General features: G+C 40.8%; 17 protein-coding genes. 11 read left to right on the plus strand and 6 right to left on the minus strand.

Going from position 1 to position 19,321, the window contains the following annotated elements; translation table 11 throughout:
- Window positions 1-29: 29 nt before the first annotated feature.
- Complete coding sequence (locus L4D78_RS17815) at window positions 30-1,613, plus strand: ATP-binding protein (protein WP_428468185.1); 1,584 nt, start codon at window positions 30-32, stop codon at window positions 1,611-1,613.
- A gap of 2 nt (window positions 1,614-1,615) precedes the next feature.
- A complete protein-coding gene (locus tag L4D78_RS17820; protein ID WP_428459892.1) occupies window positions 1,616-2,314 on the plus strand; it encodes a response regulator in 699 nt (232 codons plus the stop codon).
- A 94-nt stretch (window positions 2,315-2,408) separates the two neighbouring features.
- Here L4D78_RS17820 and nfsB read toward each other — a convergent pair whose 3' ends face one another.
- A complete protein-coding gene (gene nfsB / locus L4D78_RS17825; protein ID WP_428468186.1) occupies window positions 2,409-3,065 on the minus strand; it encodes an oxygen-insensitive NAD(P)H nitroreductase in 657 nt (218 codons plus the stop codon).
- A 112-nt stretch (window positions 3,066-3,177) separates the two neighbouring features.
- Here nfsB and L4D78_RS17830 point away from each other — a divergent pair, with 112 nt between their 5' ends.
- The 5 genes from L4D78_RS17830 to L4D78_RS17850 all read left to right on the plus strand — a co-directional run bounded on the left by L4D78_RS17830 (window position 3,178) and on the right by L4D78_RS17850 (window position 9,831).
- Window positions 3,178-3,552 (plus strand): winged helix-turn-helix transcriptional regulator, encoded by a 375-nt coding sequence (locus L4D78_RS17830; protein ID WP_428468187.1) that lies wholly within the window; start codon window positions 3,178-3,180, stop codon window positions 3,550-3,552.
- Window positions 3,553-4,208: 656 nt separating this feature from the next.
- Window positions 4,209-5,573, plus strand: coding sequence for a C4-dicarboxylate transporter DcuC (gene dcuC / locus L4D78_RS17835; RefSeq protein WP_428459889.1), 1,365 nt, complete (start codon window positions 4,209-4,211; stop codon window positions 5,571-5,573).
- Between the two features lie 7 nt (window positions 5,574-5,580).
- Complete coding sequence (locus tag L4D78_RS17840) at window positions 5,581-6,933, plus strand: class-II fumarase/aspartase family protein (protein WP_428459888.1); 1,353 nt, start codon at window positions 5,581-5,583, stop codon at window positions 6,931-6,933.
- A gap of 203 nt (window positions 6,934-7,136) precedes the next feature.
- Entirely contained in the window at window positions 7,137-7,757 is a 621-nt protein-coding gene (locus tag L4D78_RS17845) for a LysE family translocator (RefSeq protein ID WP_428468188.1), read from the plus strand.
- Window positions 7,758-8,229: 472 nt separating this feature from the next.
- Window positions 8,230-9,831: a BCCT family transporter gene (locus L4D78_RS17850; protein WP_428468189.1), complete on the plus strand. Its 1,602-nt coding sequence runs from the start codon at window positions 8,230-8,232 to the stop codon at window positions 9,829-9,831.
- A 233-nt stretch (window positions 9,832-10,064) separates the two neighbouring features.
- Here the strand turns inward: L4D78_RS17850 and L4D78_RS17855 are convergent, their stop codons facing one another.
- From L4D78_RS17855 to msrP, 5 genes are all read right to left on the minus strand, one after another.
- Complete coding sequence (locus tag L4D78_RS17855; RefSeq protein WP_428468190.1) at window positions 10,065-10,637, minus strand: DUF2913 family protein; 573 nt, start codon at window positions 10,635-10,637, stop codon at window positions 10,065-10,067.
- 464 nt (window positions 10,638-11,101) lie between these two features.
- Window positions 11,102-12,508 carry an amidohydrolase gene (locus L4D78_RS17860; RefSeq protein WP_428468191.1) on the minus strand — a complete coding sequence of 469 codons (1,407 nt, stop codon included), beginning with the start codon at window positions 12,506-12,508 and terminating at the stop codon, window positions 11,102-11,104.
- 372 nt (window positions 12,509-12,880) lie between these two features.
- The gene (locus L4D78_RS17865; protein ID WP_428468192.1) at window positions 12,881-13,513 is read right to left on the minus strand and encodes a hypothetical protein; all 633 of its coding nucleotides are present in this window, start codon (window positions 13,511-13,513) and stop codon (window positions 12,881-12,883) included.
- Window positions 13,514-13,665: 152 nt separating this feature from the next.
- A complete protein-coding gene (gene msrQ, locus L4D78_RS17870) occupies window positions 13,666-14,313 on the minus strand; it encodes a protein-methionine-sulfoxide reductase heme-binding subunit MsrQ (protein WP_428468193.1) in 648 nt (215 codons plus the stop codon).
- Window positions 14,313-15,326, minus strand: coding sequence for a protein-methionine-sulfoxide reductase catalytic subunit MsrP (msrP, locus tag L4D78_RS17875; protein ID WP_428468194.1), 1,014 nt, complete (start codon window positions 15,324-15,326; stop codon window positions 14,313-14,315). The genes msrQ and msrP overlap by 1 nt, the downstream gene beginning before the upstream one ends.
- A 154-nt stretch (window positions 15,327-15,480) precedes the next feature.
- Between msrP and L4D78_RS17880 the strand changes: the two genes are divergently transcribed.
- From L4D78_RS17880 to L4D78_RS17895, 4 genes are all read left to right on the plus strand, one after another.
- Window positions 15,481-15,897, plus strand: a complete 417-nt coding sequence (locus L4D78_RS17880; protein WP_428468195.1) for a hypothetical protein — start codon at window positions 15,481-15,483, stop codon at window positions 15,895-15,897.
- Between the two features lie 31 nt (window positions 15,898-15,928).
- Window positions 15,929-16,405, plus strand: coding sequence for a hypothetical protein (locus L4D78_RS17885; RefSeq protein ID WP_428468196.1), 477 nt, complete (start codon window positions 15,929-15,931; stop codon window positions 16,403-16,405).
- Between the two features lie 105 nt (window positions 16,406-16,510).
- Window positions 16,511-17,368, plus strand: coding sequence for a patatin-like phospholipase family protein (locus L4D78_RS17890; protein ID WP_428468197.1), 858 nt, complete (start codon window positions 16,511-16,513; stop codon window positions 17,366-17,368).
- 216 nt (window positions 17,369-17,584) lie between these two features.
- Window positions 17,585-19,201, plus strand: coding sequence for a BCCT family transporter (locus L4D78_RS17895; RefSeq protein ID WP_428468198.1), 1,617 nt, complete (start codon window positions 17,585-17,587; stop codon window positions 19,199-19,201).
- Window positions 19,202-19,321 lie beyond the last annotated feature (120 nt).

Here is a 19,321-nt window from a genome sequence, read left to right on the forward strand (position 1 = left end):
ATTACATACTGATTATTAAGAGTCATTAAATGGATACTATGATTCGAAATCTGATATCTGCGATTCAAAATCATATACGATTTCGTGCAATTTTGATGATTGTTGCGACTACGCTTGTCGGATCGATAACACTTATTATGCTAACGAAAATGACCATGAATGAAGGTTTTCTACGTTATGTTAATAGTGAAGAAAAGTTAAGAGTTGAGAAGCTAATTGTCCAATTAGAGAAATATCTTCCTGCTTACTTAGAAAATAGTAGTAATCCACATAGCTGGTGGCCAAAACTCGTTAACTCCACCTTGCCTGAGAGTGCTGAGGAGTGGCAAAGACCAGCATCACCATTAAGTGCTGGCTTTAATCCTAATGAATTGGAACGTAGTCGTATCAGTTCTTTGTCACCTAAGCCCACCATGTTTAATGAACAACCGCGATGGAACATGACTGACGGCAAATTCGTAGATGGAAGCCAGCAGCAAGGCTTTCTGCCAAGACGAGAAGCAGGGTCATCCTTGTTTGAACATCGTTTAATGCTCCTTGATGCTGATAAAAACCTTATCATCGGAGCGAACAATCACCCCGATGAAATGCTGTATCCTATTACAGCTAATGGCCAAACTATTGCCTTTCTTGGTCATATTCCCCATCAAAAAATCCTTGAAGCAACAGAAGTGCAGTTTGTGCAAGATTTTAATGGCAGTCTCTTATGGATTTGGGTTATATCATGCGGTGTAACCTTAGCAATGGCATATCCTTGGGCGCATGGACTGATTAAAACAGTTGAATCATTTAATGCCAGCGTTCGTCAATTGGCTTTAGGCACTTATAAAACGAGACTACCTATAAAACGACGCGATGAGCTAGGGCATCTTGCCTGCGATATTAATCATCTTGCGAAGGTATTAGAAAAAAATGAAAAGGCTAGGCAGCAATGGATCGCTGATATTTCTCATGAGCTAAGGAACCCACTAGCAATAATGCAGGCTGAAGTTGAAGCGGTGCAGGATGGTGTTAGAGAAAATAGTGATGCAACATTTAAATCATTGCACTACAACGTGATACATCTTTCGCATTTAGTGAATGACCTTTATGAACTCTCTTTAAGTGATATCGGTGCATTGAGCTACAATAAAATTCAAGCATCACCAGTGGCAATGCTTGAACAGTGTGTAGATCTTTATAGCGATGCGTTTGAAGAGAAGGCGCTGACACTTGGTCTTCATTATGAAGGTAATCCAGAGTTAATGAGAAATATGATGATTGAACTGGATCAAAATCGGATTCAGCAATTATTTTCAAATTTAATAAAGAATTCTTTGAAGTACACCGATAGTGGTGGGGGTTTGAAAATAGAAGCCCAAATGATTGGTGAGCATAAGTTATTATTTTCTTTTTATGACTCGGCACCCGGTTTATCAGATGACGAGATGAATCAGATTTTTGAACGACTTTATCGTACAGATCGCTCTCGTACTCGGCAAAATAATAATGGTGCAGGGTTAGGTTTAGCGATATGCAATAACATTGCTGATGCACACGGTATGACGTTATCAGCAGAGCATTCTTCATTGGGTGGTGTGTGTATGAAGTTGGTTATCCGCAAGGAAGTGTAGACATGAATGAGCACGTATTAGTCGTTGAAGATGAAATACAATTAGCGACATTAACAGAAGACTATTTAAAAGCATCAGGATTTCAAACAAGTGCTCTTTATGAGGGGTTATCAGTTGTTGAATGGGTAAGAACACATAGTCCTGATTTAATTTTACTTGATGGTATGTTACCTGGTAAAGATGGTGTTGAAATATGCAAAGAGATACGGCAGTTCTCTCAGGTACCTATCATTATGGTTACGGCTAAAGTTGATGAGATAGATAGGCTGCTAGGGCTAGAGATTGGTTCAGATGATTATATTTGCAAACCATGCAGTTTACGAGAAGTCGTGGCTAGGGTGAAGGCGGTGTTACGGCGTCACGCATTAGTGCCTGAAAACCTTGTTCAAACAACAGAATCTAATACTGAGCCGAAAATGGTGTTGCAGCTCGACAAAGCTCGATATAAGGCCAAGCTCAGAGGAAAAGAGCTAGAGCTCACTGCTGTTGAATTTGCCATGCTTGATATACTTTCCGCATCGCCTGGAAGGGTATATTCAAGAGGGCAGTTGATGGAAGCAATTTACCGAGACAACCGCATTGTTAGTGAACGTACAATTGATAGCCATATTAAGAAACTGCGTAAGAAGTTCACTGAAATCCAGCCCGATTATGAGCTTATCCATTCCGTATACGGGGCCGGTTATAAACTCGAATATTAACATGGGTCGTTGCACTCAATAAAAAAGCGTATTCATATGAATACGCTTTCTATGTTAGTTGAAGTGTTTGCTATTACGATTTATACCGAGCTATTTAAGGTAGGATCGTAAAAATCTCTTCTTCTGGTAACCGAGACTTAGGTAATGCTGCGTTGAAATCTGTCTCTTTACGGTAACCTAAAGCGATAAGTGCAACCGCAGAGTAACCTTTATCAAGTAAACCGAATTCTTCATTTAGCGTTTTGGTATCGACGCCTTCGATTGGAAGAGCATCAACGCCAAGCGCACCAGCACCCAGCAATACTGTTCCCATGTTTAGGTAAACTTGTTTTTCCATCCAATGCTGCGCATCTTTTAGATCAAACCGATGCATGTTAACAAACATTGAGCGGCCTTTATGAACGGTTTCTTTAAATGTAGATTGTGCAAAACGTCCATCTTTTTCTTCAGTTTCTAAAAGGTGGCCTAAGTATTCTTCGTCAATCTGGGTTTTTGCACAAAGAAGAATAACGTGAGAAGCATTTAGAACTTTTGCTTCATTGAAAGCAAACAAACCTTGTGTGCCTTTACTGATACGCTTACGACCTTCGTCGGTATCAGCAATGATGAAGTGCCAAGGTTGAGAGTTTACACTTGAAGGGCTGAAACGAAGAAGATCTTTTAATTGAGCAAAAATTTCACTTGGGATTTGCTTTGTCGCATCAAACTCTTTAGTGGAGTAGCGGGTTTGCACGATATCAGTAAGGTTCATTTAAAGCGTCTCCTGCTTATATATTTATCCTGTTATTGGCGAGCTATGATAGTGTTATGTCCCAAAATCGCAAGTACGCACATTTATGTGCCATAGGTACAAAAAGGATACTATGAAACGGAGTAGGTATGAGTCATACGCTTATGAAGGATGTCCTGTAGAGGCAACATTAGAGCTGTTTAGTGGTAAAGGGAAAGGCATGATTCTTTACCATTTACTCTCTGGCACCGTACGTTTTAATGAGTTAAAACGTCGTCTTGGTACTGTGACCCAACGAATGCTGACTAAGCAGTTGAGAGAGTTGGAAGCGTATGGGCTTATTCACCGAGAAGTATACCCAGAAGTACCGCCTAAGGTTGAATATAGTTTGACGGAAACAGGACGTACACTAGAGCCTATTCTACTTGCGCTAAAAGACTGGGGAGAAGAGCATGCACTACCGACATTATTAAAAGAAAAGAGGGTGGTAGAATTTGATGAAAGCTAATTTTAGCCAATACTTGTTATGAAGGGCTTGCATTGCCACTCTGGAATGATGATAGCCGTGTATTCCCACTTGGTATATAAAGGTGTTATATATCGCCTTTATGTAGTATGTGGATAATAATAACGAAACGTTTCAACATTGTTTAATGGTTGATCTTTATTTAACATATTGATTGGTCTGGTCACCAGTTATTCATTTTTTGAAACTTTTAGCCATTATAAATACCCATCTATATTTATAGTTTTCACCTTCTGTAATTAATTAATTTACAAGTAACATTATGTTACAAATGCGAATATGATGCAGCTCTCAACAGGCGCTGATTATACAATTACTCTAATTAGATATTCAGTAAAATTAAACATGTGGTGCAACGGTGAAGACGGAATAAAGATTGCGTTTGATAGGTTAACGCTTTGTTATCGAGAGTGTTAGTCATGGTTGAATTATTTACGGTGATTGTAAGTGTTCTGTTTTTATTGCGCACCGTCAAGTTTTAGGGTTTATAAAGCTGAAGGACTGGCCTTGTATACAAATGTATTGTGTAGACCCATTTGTGTTGTTTCAAACAAGTAAAAAGGTAATTTAACTTGTAATTAATCTTAGGGTTATATGAAACAATAGATATTGTCTGAAGCTACAGAGTGAGAAATATTATGTTCATCCCATTACTATCGCTACCGATTATATTCGGTGCGGGTTTTTTGATTGTTAAAAAATATAATACACAAGCTGCACTGTTCGCAGCTGGTCTTTTAATGATCTTTATTGGTGTTCTATCAGGTAATAGTGATTTTTTACCTGCAGGAACTAATTCGTCAGGCGCCGTTGTTTTTGATTTCTTTCTAGTAATTAAAGCCATTTCCTCATCAACAGTGGCGAATCTTGGTCTAATTATCATGAGTGTAGCGGGCTTCTCTAGCTACATGAATCATATTGGTGCTGCAAATGCGATGGTTCAGGTATCAACCAAGCCACTTTCATTGATCAAAAGCCCATATGTTGTACTAGCACTGACTTATGTACTTGGTCAGGTGCTGAATATCTTCATTCCATCAGCGGTTGGTTTGGCGATGTTGTTGCTTGTTGCAATGTACCCAGTCTTAGTACGTATCGGCTGTACACCAGCATCAACTGCTGCAGTATTAGCAACAACAGCATGTTTGGATTTAGGTCCAGCATCGGGTAACTCATTAAAGGCAGCAGAAGTTATTGGTATTGATGCTGCGGCTTACTTTATCAACCACCAGATTGTTGTTGCACCAGTTGTTATGGCGGTTATCGCGGTTCTTCACTTCTTCTGTCAACGCTGGTTTGATAAGAAAGATGCAGAAAACGGTGTTACTTACGAGCTGAAAGTCGAAGAGAAAGAAGAAACAAGCGCACCAAAATGGTTTGCTATTCTTCCAGTTCTTCCTCTATTAATGTTACTAACGTTCAGTAGCTTTGCGATTGATACCATTAAAGTTGACGTTGTAACAGCAATGTTCGTCAGCCTATTTATCTCGATGGTTTGTGATTTTATTGTCACTCGCAACGGTAAAAAAGTAGCGGCATCATTAAAAGTGTTCCTAGATGGTATGGGCAAAGCGTTTGCAAGTGTTGTGTCACTGATTATCGCAGCTCAAACGTTTGTTGTTGGTTTAAGCACTATTGGTTTCATCGGCATGCTATTGGGTGCGACATCAACGGCAGGTTTAGGTTACTTACCAATGGTTATCGTTATGGTATCAATCATTGGTGCCACGGCGCTTCTTTCAGGTTCAGGTAATGCACCGTTCTTTAGCTTCTCTAACCTAGCACCAGAAGTTGCAGGTACGTTGGGTGTATCAACGGCCGCATTCGCACTGCCAATGCAGTTATCATCAGGTATCTTCCGTTCATTCTCGCCTGTTGCAGGTGTTGTTATTGCGTGTGCCGGTGCTGCAGGTGTATCACCAATAGAACTTGTTAAGCGTACTGCGATTCCTATGATGGGTGGTTTGGTTGCACTTGTTGCAATGAGCGCGATGTTAGGATAATTAAATTATGAATGAAAATGCGGTCTCTGTATTTGACTCTCAGTTATATTCATCAGTGTTTTCTAACGCGGATATGAAAGCGATTTGGAATGACCAAGCTGTTGTTCAATCGTGGCTAGATTTTGAAGTGGCACTCGCAAAAGTGCAATCAGAAGTCGGTATTATACCCGCTGAAGCATTGGCCTCAATAAAGCAAATTTGTCACTTAGATATAATTGATTGGGAGGAGTTAAATCAGCAGACTGCATTTAATGGCATGGCAATTAAGCCTGTTATTGACCAATTGACCCACGCTGGGGATGAGTACGTTAAGTCTTATCTACATTGGGGGGGAACGACACAAGATGTGCTTGATACGGGCCAAGCAATACGACTGAAAAGTACGCTTGATCTAGTTCTGAGTCAATTAGAACAGCTCATTGAAGTATTAGCCAAAATGGCAGATGAGCATCGCCATACTGTAATGGTTGCTCGAACAAACTCACAGGATGCTTTGCCGACAACTTGGGGGTTGCAAGTATCAAGCTACTTATCGGAGTTGATACGCCATAGGCAACGAGTTACTGAACTGTATCCACGAGCATGTACTGGCATGTTTGGTGGTGCGATTGGTAATTTATCGTCACTGGGTGATGACGTCGATGGGCTTATGATTCGTGACCGATTGTTAGCAGCATTAGGCTTAACAGTGCCCAATGGTGCTTGGAATGGCAGCCAAGACAGTATTGTGGAAGTGGTACAAGTTTTTGCGTTAATTCACGGTTCATTAGTCAGAATGGCAAATGATGTGGAGTTGCAGGGGCGTAGTGCTATCGGAGAGCTTGTTGAGGGAGCGAAGGGTGGGGCATCATCAACCATGCCACATAAGTCAAATCCACGTTTAGCGAATATGATCCAGTCATTATCGCGTTTAGGTTGGATGTATGCTTCAGGTGCACCGTCGTTAATGGATCAGCAAGATATTAGGGCTGCGTCTATGCGTGTCGTTAGCTGGAGTGTAGTCCCTGAGGCGAGTGTTGCTGTTTCAACATCATTAGCGAAAGCGACCGAAATGATGTCGACATTGGGCGTTAATAGCGTACGGATGGAAAAGAATTTTGAGCATTCACGCTATATGATGATGTCTGAGTCGGTAATGATGGCCTTGGCGCGGAAAATTGGGCGGGGCCAAAGCTATCAACTGGTGAAACAAGCTATTGCTGAGCATTCTTGTCAGGCAAAACTATTGCCAGCAATGATGCTGGAATGCCAAGAAATTAGATTTCACCTCAGTGAATCTGAAATCACTCAAGCCTGTTATCCAAGTAATTACTTGGGTTCGAATGATCAACTCATTGATGAAGTGTTGAGGTCTGTCTAAATCGATAATTTATTCAATTGGTAGCCATGACCATAGAGAGGCGCTGTTATTCATTTAACAGCGCTTTTTTTTGCGTGTTTCTTCTGAGGTTATTGGGATAGGTAGCCTGCGTTACTACTGGTTGAAATTTGAGCCAATAAAACATTTGTGAAAAAAAATAATACCGTTAAAGTGCCGTGTCAGTATTTAGTAGGAGTGGTCACTTGGAATTAGCAGTGTTGTTGGTATTTATTCCAACGTTCTTTTTTGTGTCGATAACCCCAGGCATGTGTATGACGTTAGCGTTAGGGCTTGGTATGAGCATTGGCTTTCGCCGTACTTTATGGATGATGCTAGGGGAAGTCTTTGGCGTTGCATTGGTTGCGATTAGTGCCGTGCTGGGTATTGCAGCAATTATGATTAAAATGCCTTGGTTGTTTATTGCTTTTAAAACAGCGGGTGCACTATATCTGGCCTACTTAGGGCTACAAATGTGGCAATCGCGCGGAAAAATGGCGCTAAGTGACGATAATTTACAGTCAACACAATCCTCAAATTTAGGGTTGTTAGTTCAAGGTTTTGTGACTGCAATTGCTAACCCGAAAGGCTGGGCGTTTATGATTTCGTTACTTCCTCCTTTTATTAACCCTGAACAAGCACTTATTCCTCAACTTAGCGTGCTTGTCGGGATTATTATGATCTCTGAATTTGTGTGTATGTCACTGTATGCTAGTGGCGGTAAAGCATTGCGTACTCTGCTGCTGAATCAGCAAAATGTTAGAACAATGAATCGCATTTCAGGTAGCTTAATGTTTGGCGTTGCAGTTTGGTTACTCTTGAGCTGATGACAATTGAAGTCTGATTCTAAATAAGTAAATTACATTAGTTCGAGATTATTCTTATGGGGGGAGGCATTATTCCGCCCCCATTTCGCGATCCTGTAGAAAATAAGGTTTATGCTGTTCAGCGTATTGGCTAGGTAACCACTGTTAGTTATCGACGATTAAACTTTCAGCTGAAAATTCAAGTGCCAAAGTTGTCTATCCTAGCCATTTGACAGGCATAATTTAGTCAATATATAGGTTGTTGAAGGTTAAATTTGTTTTGATGTCTAAGTAAAATTACTCTCTATGAAGTTATCCTATATCAATTTTTCTGATGGATATATCAACACGGCCTTGGTTTATAGGGCTTTAGCTGGTACTGTACTCGGGAGTTCATAAATCAAAACACTTTGAGTACTAACAAAATAATGCAATTTATTAGCAGGCCACCTTTCTGGTAGCTATTAGTATTCTAACGTTTTTAAGAGGATCAATGAGTATAAACAAAGACAAGTACAGTATAGAAAATACTGATTATTCAGTTGGCCAAGACAATGTGGAAAAATGGGGGTTTGATGTACATAACCGTGTTTTCGCTTTAAGTGCTGGTTTAATTCTGTTTTTTCTCGTTGCGATATTATTATCAGACGCCTCAACAGCCAATACTGTTCTTAATGATTTTAAATGGCAGGTCATTAATAATTTCGATGGCTTATTTCTGTGGGCCGGTAATATATTCTTATTTTTTTGTTTGTTTTTAATTGTTTCTCCCTACGGTAGAATCAGGTTGGGCGGAGAGCAAAGTGAAACTGAATATTCAATGGTTTCATGGTTATCCATGCTATTTGCTGCTGGTATGGGTATTGGTCTTATTTTCTGGGGAGTTGCAGAGCCTACTGCATTTTTTACTGGCTGGGGCGGAACGCCGCTTGGTGTAGAGGCTTATTCAATTGAAGCTAAAAAAGTTGCATTGGGCGCGACGATATTCCACTGGGGATTACATGCATGGTCTTTTTATGGGGTCATGGCATTAGCATTAGCTTTCTTCTTTTATAATAAAGGTTTGCCTTTATCTGTACGCTCAATATTCTATCCTATTGTTGGTGATCGTACTTGGGGCTGGTTTGGCAATATTATTGACGTCATGACCGTTTTAGTCACTATTTTTGGTATGGCAACATCACTCGGCCTTGGTTCAAAACAAGCTGCAACAGGCTTAAATCACCTTTTCGGTACTGACTACGGCTTAGGGCTACAATTTGCCGTAATTGTATTTGTTACATCGTTAGCCATCGTATCAATCGTCAGAGGAATGCAAGGTGGGGTAAGAATTTTAAGCAATACTAATATCTGCATTGCTTTTTGCTTTCTTATCTTCATGGGCTGTGTTGGCTTTTCGTCGTTCGTGTCTAGCTTGCCATTAGGACTAGTGGGTTATATTGAAAATATCATCCCATTAAGTAACCCACATGGCAGGGGGGATGAAGGATGGATGCAGGGCTGGACTGTATTTTACTGGGCTTGGTGGGTTACGTGTGCGCCGTTTGTTGGCATATTTATAGCCAGAATATCTAAAGGCCGGACAATTCGTGAATTCTTATCTGCCGTTATTTTTATTCCTTCGGTAGTGTGTATTTTTTGGATGACGATTTTAGGTGGCATTGCTATCGATCAAGTCATGAATGGTATCGGAGAGCTTGGTGCTAATGGTATTACCGATGTTTCTTTAGCGCTATTTCAATTGATTGATGCGTTACCATTTAGCTATGCGATTTCAGCCATTGCTGTTGTTTTAATCATGATCTTTTTTATAACGACTTCTGATTCAGCGTCTTTGGTTCTAGATAGCATTACATCAGGTGGTAAAATTGATACGCCAACACCGCAACGTGTATTTTGGTCAGTTGTATCAGGTTCAATTGCCGCTGTACTCGTTTGGATTGGTGGTACTGAAGCGATTGAAGCACTTCAGGCTGGCACTATCATAACGGCGTTACCTTTTACATTCGTTTTATTGTTGATATGCGTTAGCTTAATGAAGGGGCTGAGCACAGAACCTCGACCAAAACAGGTTAAAGCCGCAACAGCGAATTAACCAAGAACGATATTCGAAGAAGAACAGAAGCCAGTAATGTCTCGTCCTGGGCGTCATTCAGGGGGTGTTACTGGCTTTTATTTTAATCGGAGGGCTTTTAAGGTTAATGTAACGGCTGAAATTATTTTATGGTGTTAGTACCGTTAACATAAATGTCTTTTCAATACCCAAATTCGGTCATGAATAATCACTCATTGCAGCGTCATACCCAACGGTGTTTGTGGGTGGCACTTTTACAATCTAAAGAGCTCAACTCGCAGGTGATTGTCGTCTTCGTATGCGATAACAGATTGGAAAGAATCGCTTTGTTCTATAGCGGCAGAAAATATATCTTTGTGATCAGTGCTTCCGATGAAAAGGATCTGGGTCGACTTAATCATTAACCCGTCATCATCAAAACTTGATGTTAAATTTTCATCGACGACACATACTAATACTTCGCCGTATCGAGCATTAAGGTCGATGTCGCGAGCCTGCGAGTATTGCACTTTGGTATTTAGTTGAGACTCAATTCCCCCAATAAGTTCGATAAAACGAAACAGATCCGTTGAGCAGGTTTGCAATAGGCCCTCATACTCTTGCTCTAAAATTGATTCTAGGTTGGTTCCTGATTTCCGGCCAAGTAAAAGCCATTTCTTGGTTGTTTTTCTAACCGTTCTATATTTGTTGGATTTCACAACTCGTTTAAGCACCTGAACAAGCAGGTTATTCTTCTCTGCTTGTGTTAGGCGTTTGTCGCGTTTTTTAAATTCGAGGTGTAATAAAGCGTTAGTACTAATGTCTAAAAGCAGTTGAGATTGGTTCATTCTTTTACCAAGTTGAAGCGGTATAGCTGAATAATATCATACTATTACCGCTGTAAGATAACTGTCACCTAAGCTCTTTCTTGTTACGGGCAATATTTGATTATGTTTTAAACAATCATTTGCATCGGTTAGGGGACAGCAACGGTGAATCCGATTAAGTTGAGTGTGTTTTCTGCGATTTTGAGACAATTTAAGCGGACGACAGCAGCTATGTTTAATGAATCGATCTTCTAATACTCTGGAGCTCATTAACGAGCTTTGTATGAGGTTTAATTCGAGCAATTATCAATGAATGGAGCCTTATATGGTAAAAATTCTATGGCTCTACATTAAAGCATGTATCTGTATGTTCATCTTAGGCTTTGTCGGGACCTTATTTTATCTACTACTTGTGTAGTGTATAAAAAAGGCTGCATATTCATGCAGCCTCGTCATTTGGTCGAGATAATAAAAGGGAAGAAGTATTATTGTACTACTTCGCCACTTTCTACGACTGTTTTGCGAACTTTATCAGCAAATTCAAGTGCTTCTTCACGAATAGCATCTTCATCAACAGTTAGCATATTGCGGTCTTCCATTAGGATTTGACCATCAACAATGGTGTGCTTAATGTTCGTTGCATAAGCAGAATAAACAAGCGCAGAGTATGGGTTATAAACGGGTACCATGTTTGGCGCTGTTGTATCTACAACAATAATATCAGCAAGTTTACCGATTTCTAGTGAGCCAATGGTATCTTCCATATGAAGCGCACGTGCTGCGCCAATAGTTGCCATTTCGATGACTTGAATTGGAGGCATTGCTGCACGGTCTTGGCTTACTAGCTTGTGTACTTTTGCAACTTGGTTGAACTCATCGAGAGTACTTATGGTGTTACCAGACATCGGCCCGTCAGTGCCTAAGCCGATGCGCACACCTTTTTCAAGCATTTTGGGTGCAGGAGCAACCCCTTTTGCTGATTTGATATTTGCGCTCATGTTGTGAGCAACACCAACATCGTGTTTTTTAAGTAGCTCAATATCACTATCACTGACATTAATAACGTGCGCGCCAATAAGGTTAGGGGTTAGGGCGCCGATATCAGCCATGTACTCAACAGGCGATTTACCACCACTGCGTTCTGCAATCACTTGGTTTTCACGCTCAGATTCTGCAAGGTGAATCATTACTGGCACATCATATTTTTTAGACAGTTCAGTAATCTTCTGCAGTGTTTCAGTGGTGTTGGTGTAAGGGGCATGTGGTGCAAATGCTGGGGTAATACGTGGGTGATCTTTATATTCTTTAATAAAGTTAACCGCATATTTAATGCCTTCTTCAGCATTCGCAGCGTCGGCAACAGGGAATTTGATAACGGTTTCACCGAGTACTGCACGCATACCGATTTCATCGACAGTTTTAGCCACTTCGTCTTCAAAGTAGTACATGTCGGCATAAGTGGTAACGCCGCCTTTTACCATCTCGACATTACCTAATTGCGCACCGATGCGAACCATGTCACGAGAAACTAGTTTGCTCTCAAGTGGGAAAATGTAACGGTGCAGGCGATCTGGTACATCATCAGCCATTGAGCGGAAAACGGTCATTGACACATGGGTATGTGTATTAATTAAACCAGGCATAACGATGTCGCCGTTAGCATCAATGGTTTTTGTTGCTTTGTATTCTTTTACATCACTACCGTCGGTAACCGCAAAGATTTTATTTTCTTTTACTGCGACAAGGCCATTTTCATAAACAGTCTTCTCATTGTTCATGGTAAGAACGGTAGCATTCTTGATAAGAAGATCTACATTCTCAGCAGAAAATGCTGGGCTACTTACAAAAGAGGCTGCTGCTAGAGAAACTGCAAGCAGGGTTTTATTGAACATGGTTACCACCAGAGTGCGATTGAATTGGTCTGATGATACCTACTGCAAATTGGTTGAAAATCACTATTGTAATGGTCAGTTACATTCTGTGATTAGAGTCTCACTTTTTCTTTGTAGGACGGTTACTAATGCTTAATTTTCCATCGAACTCCGAGGTGTAAACGTTTGCCTTTTGCTTTGATGGTTTAGTCATAGCGTGGTTTTACCTGATTTAAGGCATCTCTTTTGAGTACATATAGCATGAGCACAGTACTACAGACTGGTAACGCAACCCAGATACCATTAACACCAAACATTTTGGCAAAGCTAAAAGCAAAGAGGGTGATAAGAATAAGTTTACCGCCAGAAAGAATAGACGCTTCTTTGGCACGGTTAATTGATTGGAAGAAGGTAATGTGCGGTAAGAAGAATATACTTATGAACGGTTTTTCCATCATTTTCACGCTTTAATGGGTGGTGAATATGATGGTTCCCATCAGYGAAGCCGAGCTCTTGCTCAAGTTGTTCGGGTAAACTTTTTATGGGTGCTAGCAATTTAACGCCGTCTTGTAGGTAATCTTGGCTATTTGGTGGTAATTGTCCAAGCCACCACGCTGGTATTTCTTTACTGGCTTTACTTCGGTCAAACCAGTGATCGGCTACTAATACTAAATATTGGTCTTTGGTTGAGCTGATTTTTTGTTGAGTTTGTACTATCGCAGTAAGCAAACTATTACGTCGGGCAATGTTCGCACTCAGCATATTATGTGCAACGACCCAAACCGAAAAGTCATCGTTTTTAATATGAAAAATCGGTTGAGAAAGACTGTCATTGCTTTGACACTGTTGCAGGGTTGATGAAATACCCGCTTGATGTAACGTGGCAATAATTCGACGACACATTGCTTTACCTAAGTGATTTTCACGCATTCCTCTATTGTGAACAGTCGGATAATGCTGTTCACAAAGTTGAAGGCAATCAGCTTGAAATGCTTGAATGCTATCTGAAAGATACTTAGAAACCAAAGGTAGACCCCATTAAATGACTAACCTAACGGGTAAGGGTTGAAGCCCGCCGAGTTAGATATGTAATGGTTTATATCGTATCAGAAAAACTAATATATTCTACATAATTCAATTGTTTGAGAACCGTAATTTAATATAAATATGCTATAGGACTAACTTTTTTCGGTTGAACGGCTAGGTGGTATGAAAGTCATAAACCAACGGCGAAATACTTTATGACGTAACGCTAAAATACTCAGCACACAAATAATATAAATGGCGGGTTCAATAAGACCTGATTTTACCGACCAATAGTAGTGAATAGGAGCAAGAAGTACCGCTAGGTACACCCAATTATGTAGCTTTTGCCAGTGCGCTCCCATTTTTCTTTGTATTGTTTGAGTTGATGTAATAGCGAGGGCAAAAAGAATTAACCAACTTATGGCGCCCAATGTTAAGTAGGGACGCTCAATAATTTCAGATAATAATAATGAGCCATTGAAATTAAGGTCGAGTGCAAGATAGCCCACCAAATGAAGTAACGCCCAAAAAAAACTGTATAACCCAACTAATCGTCGGGTTCTTACGAGTAAGCCTTGTTTAAGAAAGCGGGCAAGCGGGGAAATAATCAGGGTTAACATTAGCGTGTTAAGTGCTGCTTTACCTGTAAAGTGGCTGATCCCCTCAATAGGGTCAGCACCTAAGCCACCAGAAAAAACTGAATAGATCAGGAAAGCGAGAAAGCCAAGCGACACTGAATGAATTAAGGCTTTTAGCCAAAAAATCTGTCTAGGTGAGATTTTCCCAATGGCATTTTTCATTAAAAGTTCCTCTTCAAATCCATCCCTTTGTATAAGCTAGCAACATCTCGCTCATAGCCATTAAACATTTGAGTGGGCTGGCGTCGACTGCTGAATAGGCTTCCTTCACCGATAAAACGTTCACTACCTTGACTCCAGCGTGGGTGGTCAACAGTTGGGTTTACATTGGCATAAAAGCCGTACTCATTGGGCGCTAATATATTCCATGTCGTGGGTGGCATTTTATCCGTTAAGGTGATTTTGACGATGGATTTAATGCTTTTGAACCCATACTTCCAAGGCACGACAAGGCGTAGCGGTGCACCATTTTGCGGTGCTAAGGTTTTACCATATAGCCCTACCGACATGAGTGTAAGTGGATGCATCGCTTCATCTAAACGTAGGCCTTCTACATAGGGGTAATCTATCCCTCCTCCAAGCCGTCGTGAAGCTTGTCCGGGCATTTGTTTAGGGTCGTACAATGTTTCAAAAGCAACGTATTTTGCATTGCTGGTGGGTGAGGCGAGTTTGATTAAGTCTGCTAATGAAAAACCAATCCACGGTACATTCATCGACCATGCTTCAACACAGCGTAAGCGATATATACGCTCTTCAAGGGTGAATTTTTTAAAGATATCCTCATAGCCCAGTGTAAGAGGGTGACGAACCATGCCACCAATTTCAATATTCCATGGGTTTGTTTTGAAATTCTGAGCGCGTTCAGCAGGATCAGACTTATCGGTGCCAAACTCGTAAAAGTTGTTGTATTGCAAGACCTTACTTTCAGGGGTTAAGGACAGTTGCTTGTTAGAATAAGCCGATGGAGATGTTGCTAGTGCCGTACGATTATCGACGACTTTTTTATCTTTACTGGTAAAAGCGTCAAATAAACCCGCATTGGCTTGAGATGCCAATGGCATACCGACGAGGGTGATGCCTAACTTCTTTAAAATGTCCCGACGCTGCTGATAAACACCTTCTGGTGTTGCATCATTTTCGCTTAATGACCAGCGAGATGGCTTCTTAATTAACATAGCATTCCTTACTCAAAGATTTCTATTACATCAATAGACCTGATCCTTGTTAATAAAATTTCATTAAACCCTACAATTACTTGATTTTAGTCTAGAAGACGGTAATGTTCCCTCGTTATTGCATTGGTATCAAAAGAAAATTCAGGGAAATAGAATGAAAATACGTGCGCTTTTATTAGCATCAGCATTGGTTTTACCAGTGACGTCTTTTGCTGCGTCATCTCCTTTGTCTGCAGGTGTCTTTTTAGGAAGCCCAACATCTGGATTGACGTTCCAATACTGGGATAAAATTCAGCTTGCGGTTGGTTTAGATACCTTTAGTGTGAGTGTTGACGCAAAATGGTATCTCAACGAGTTAACTGGGCGTACTGATCTCGCTCCATTCTATTCCTATACTGGCCTGCAATGGGTAGATGACAGTGATAATCAATGGGGGCCAAGAGCAGGGTTAGGTTTTGTATTACCGCTTCGCAACGTCCAGATTTACGCGGAAGCAGGACCAACCTGGTATATAGAAGACTCCTCAAATATCGAACTTGAAGGTGCAGTTGGGGTAAGATTCCGACTATAGTGAATTGCAGCAGTAATATGTGGAAAATATAATGCGAAATATCAATGAGTTTAACGCTAACATTGAGCTTCAGCATATCTACCTTGAAGCTAACGCTGAGCGTTATCATTCTCTAAGACAATACTTTGAAGCTTATTACTGCTATCGCCATCAATTGGTGACTCGTCAAGGAAAGCCAGATTGGGAACAGATTTTTGGTGTTGCTCGACGAACAAAGCAAGCTGCGAATATTACCGATCGAAAACAAACAGTAAGGGAGCTTTTATTGCCATTATCAGTACTTACTGGGAAGTTAAAAACGCTGGTAAGAGATGAGCGATTAACGCTTGAAGCCATTTCTCAGCTTCTTGATGACTCGCTTGAATACATCATATTAGGTCGTCAGGAATGGCAAGTGCTGAAAAAGCATGGGTGGCTTGAAGTGATGCCGCCAGAGTATTATCAGCCGACGAACCCGTCATACCTTGATACCTATCTTCGTTTTCAACTAGTTGGTATTGAATTGTAATAACTCGAATAATTTGCGCCCCTTAGCAAATTGGTCGTTATTCAGCCCACATCTAGAGCACCTGTTCTAAGCTGTTGAAGTCATGAATGATTAGGGCGGTTTGATATGGATGTGATACAGAATGATAACGGTTCTTCAGCGCTGGTTGTTGAAGGTGGTGCTATGAGGGGTATTTTTGCTGCTGGCGTACTCGATACGTTTTTAGAAAAGGATCATCGTCCTTTCGACTTTTGTATTGGGGTCTCTGCAGGCTCAACGAACCTAGCATCATGGCTTGCGAACCAATATGGTCGTATTTATCACGTTATTACTGATTACTCCTGTCGACCAGAGTTCATTGATTTATACCGTTTTATTAAAGGCGGGCATTGGCTTGATCTTGATTGGCTTTGGGATATCACAATTGCTGAAATTGAGATCGACCGCAATACCTTAATGCGTCAACCAATTCCTTTATACGTTGTAACCACTAAAGTTAAATCGGGTGATGCGGCGTACATACAAGCAACTGCCGAAAATTTAAATGAGTTATTGAAAGCTTCTTGTTCCGTGCCTATTGCTTATCGAAATTATCCAGAAATTCATGGTGAACCGATGACAGACGGTGGTGTGGCGGACTCAATACCGGTTATTAAAGCCTATGAGATGGGGGCAAGAGACATTACTGTTGTTCTTTCTCGACCTAAAGGTTACCGTAAATCGGCGCCAAAGAATAAATGGTTAGTTCGGAAGCTACTGTCAGATACACCTGAATTGGCGGAGGCGATGCTAAAACGAGCTGATGCATACAATAAAGCGATTGATTTTATTGAAAACCCGCCAGTTGACTGTAAGTTAACGGTTATTGCACCTCCGGAAGATTTTGCAGTTGGGCGTGTAACCACAGATAAACAAAAGTTGGATGCCGGTTACCAACAAGGTGTCGCGGCATTTTCTTCTTTTTCCACAATTTCAACACTATAACCCATTTAAAATGCAATGATTTTTTCATTAATGAGTTGGAATGAAAGCAGCGAACCTCCACCATCTTTTTTTTGGAGGGACAAGCTTTATTTGAATTTTTATCTCGATATTGTTAGTCTGCGCACTTTATTTATGCTTACCGAGTTTATATGCGGCGGGCATTTCGTTTTTACTTTTCGATTAAAAAGTATTGCAGGGTATTCTTAAACCTTAGTTATGGATAGTACGTTTAATAAACATTGTTCCGCAAATACGTGTAGTTCAACGAGAAAATACAGTATTGGAACCACAGATTACCAAGTCGGTCAGGATAATATTCAAAAGTGGGGGGTCGATATACATAACCCCGTGTTCGGTATTAGCGCCGGCCTCATTATCCTCCTCCTTTCTGCACTCCTCCTCGCTGATCCAACTACTGCAAACGAAACACTAACGAGTGTTCGTAACAGCATCATGGCTAAATTTGATGTGTTTTTTATGTGGTCAACTAACTTTTTTGTTCTGTTTACCATGATGTTGATTATATCGCCATTTGGTAAAATTCGAATTGGTGGTAAGCAAGCAAAAACTGAACATTCAACCCTGTCTTGGGTAACAATGTTATTTGCTGCAGGTATGGGTATTGGCTTATTGTTTTGGGGGGTCGCTGAACCAACGGCTTACTTCACTAACTGGTGGGGAACTCCATTAAATGTTGAGCCATTTACGGAAGAAGCGAAATCATTAGCACTGGCTGCCACTGTTTATAACTGGGGCATCCATGGATGGGCTGTCTATGGCGTTGTGGGACTTGCTCTGGCTTTCTTTTCTTTTAATAAAGGACTGCCATTATCAATCCGCTCGGTTTTTTATCCAATAATTGGTGATAGAACGTGGGGCTGGGCTGGTCATATCATTGATATCATGGCTGTACTTGCGACGTTATTTTCCCTTGCCACATCACTTGGCCTTGGTGCACAGCAAGCTGCGAGTGGTATCAATCACGTATTTGGCATTCAAAGCGGCATTGGCTTGCAGCTGATGGTTATTGTTTTTGTGACCTTAATTGCAATTATATCGGTTGTTCGAGGCATTAATGGCGGTGTAAAAGTATTGAGTAACATCAATATGGTACTAGCATTTTCGCTATTAGCTTTTATGCTGGTTATGAGTTTTGATGTTATTGCCGTATCAATTCCAAACACTTTCGTTGCTTATGCAGAGAACTTTGCTGCTCTTAGTTATCCGCATGACCGTGGTGATGCTACATGGATGCAGGGTTGGACAATATTCTACTTTGCATGGTGGATTTCATTAGCCCCATTCGTCGGCATGTTCATTGCCCGTATTTCTAAAGGCCGTACAGTACGTGAATTCCTATGCGCCGTAATTTTTGTACCAACGTTAGTGACATTGATATGGATGGCGACATTCGGTGGTATTGCTATCGATCAAGTTGTTAACAAAGTCGGTGAACTGGGTACGAATGGTTTGACTGATATCTCTCTATCATTATTCCACGTATTCGATGCCATCCCGTATGGTAATTTATTGTCCGTATTGTCGATTGTATTAGTATTAATCTTCTTTATTACCTCATCAGATTCTGCTTCGCTTGTGGTCGACAGTATCACATCGGGTGGGAAGATTGATGCGCCAGTGCCACAGCGTATATTCTGGGCGGTAGTGCAGGGTGCTATTGCTGCAACGATGCTTTGGCTTGGTGGTACCGAATCGCTACAAGCCTTGCAAGCTGGTGTTGTGACGACTGGGTTACCATTTACCGCTGTAATTCTGGTTATATGTGTAGGCTTGATAAAAGGATTGAACTCTGAACGTGCTTTATATAAGTAACGTTTTTAGAGGGAAAACTTAAGCTTAAAAACGTAATGTGATAAATAGCAACGGCCTCAAATTTATGTTTGAGGCCGTTTTTTATCGTCAATATCGATAGATAGGTAGATTTTTCTCAAT

Source organism: Photobacterium minamisatsumaniensis, from assembly GCF_050336695.1.
Taxonomy (GTDB): Bacteria; Pseudomonadota; Gammaproteobacteria; order Enterobacterales; family Vibrionaceae; genus Photobacterium; species Photobacterium minamisatsumaniensis.

Excerpts from the sequence above, each read along its gene's own strand:
- L4D78_RS17815 (WP_428468185.1), top strand. The coding sequence starts at position 30 with ATGGATACTATGATTCGAAATCTGATATCTGCGATTCAAAATCATATA.
- L4D78_RS17855 (WP_428468190.1), bottom strand. The coding sequence starts at position 10,637 with ATGAACCAATCTCAACTGCTTTTAGACATTAGTACTAACGCTTTATTA.
- msrP (WP_428468194.1), bottom strand. The coding sequence starts at position 15,326 with ATGTTAATTAAGAAGCCATCTCGCTGGTCATTAAGCGAAAATGATGCA.
- L4D78_RS17860 (WP_428468191.1), bottom strand. The coding sequence starts at position 12,508 with ATGTTCAATAAAACCCTGCTTGCAGTTTCTCTAGCAGCAGCCTCTTTT.
- L4D78_RS17880 (WP_428468195.1), top strand. The coding sequence starts at position 15,481 with ATGAAAATACGTGCGCTTTTATTAGCATCAGCATTGGTTTTACCAGTG.
- dcuC (WP_428459889.1), top strand. The coding sequence starts at position 4,209 with ATGTTCATCCCATTACTATCGCTACCGATTATATTCGGTGCGGGTTTT.
- nfsB (WP_428468186.1), bottom strand. The coding sequence starts at position 3,065 with ATGAACCTTACTGATATCGTGCAAACCCGCTACTCCACTAAAGAGTTT.
- L4D78_RS17840 (WP_428459888.1), top strand. The coding sequence starts at position 5,581 with ATGAATGAAAATGCGGTCTCTGTATTTGACTCTCAGTTATATTCATCA.
- msrQ (WP_428468193.1), bottom strand. The coding sequence starts at position 14,313 with ATGAAAAATGCCATTGGGAAAATCTCACCTAGACAGATTTTTTGGCTA.
- L4D78_RS17895 (WP_428468198.1), top strand. The coding sequence starts at position 17,585 with ATGGATAGTACGTTTAATAAACATTGTTCCGCAAATACGTGTAGTTCA.
- L4D78_RS17890 (WP_428468197.1), top strand. The coding sequence starts at position 16,511 with ATGGATGTGATACAGAATGATAACGGTTCTTCAGCGCTGGTTGTTGAA.
- L4D78_RS17885 (WP_428468196.1), top strand. The coding sequence starts at position 15,929 with ATGCGAAATATCAATGAGTTTAACGCTAACATTGAGCTTCAGCATATC.
- L4D78_RS17850 (WP_428468189.1), top strand. The coding sequence starts at position 8,230 with ATGAGTATAAACAAAGACAAGTACAGTATAGAAAATACTGATTATTCA.
- L4D78_RS17830 (WP_428468187.1), top strand. The coding sequence starts at position 3,178 with ATGAAACGGAGTAGGTATGAGTCATACGCTTATGAAGGATGTCCTGTA.
- L4D78_RS17820 (WP_428459892.1), top strand. The coding sequence starts at position 1,616 with ATGAATGAGCACGTATTAGTCGTTGAAGATGAAATACAATTAGCGACA.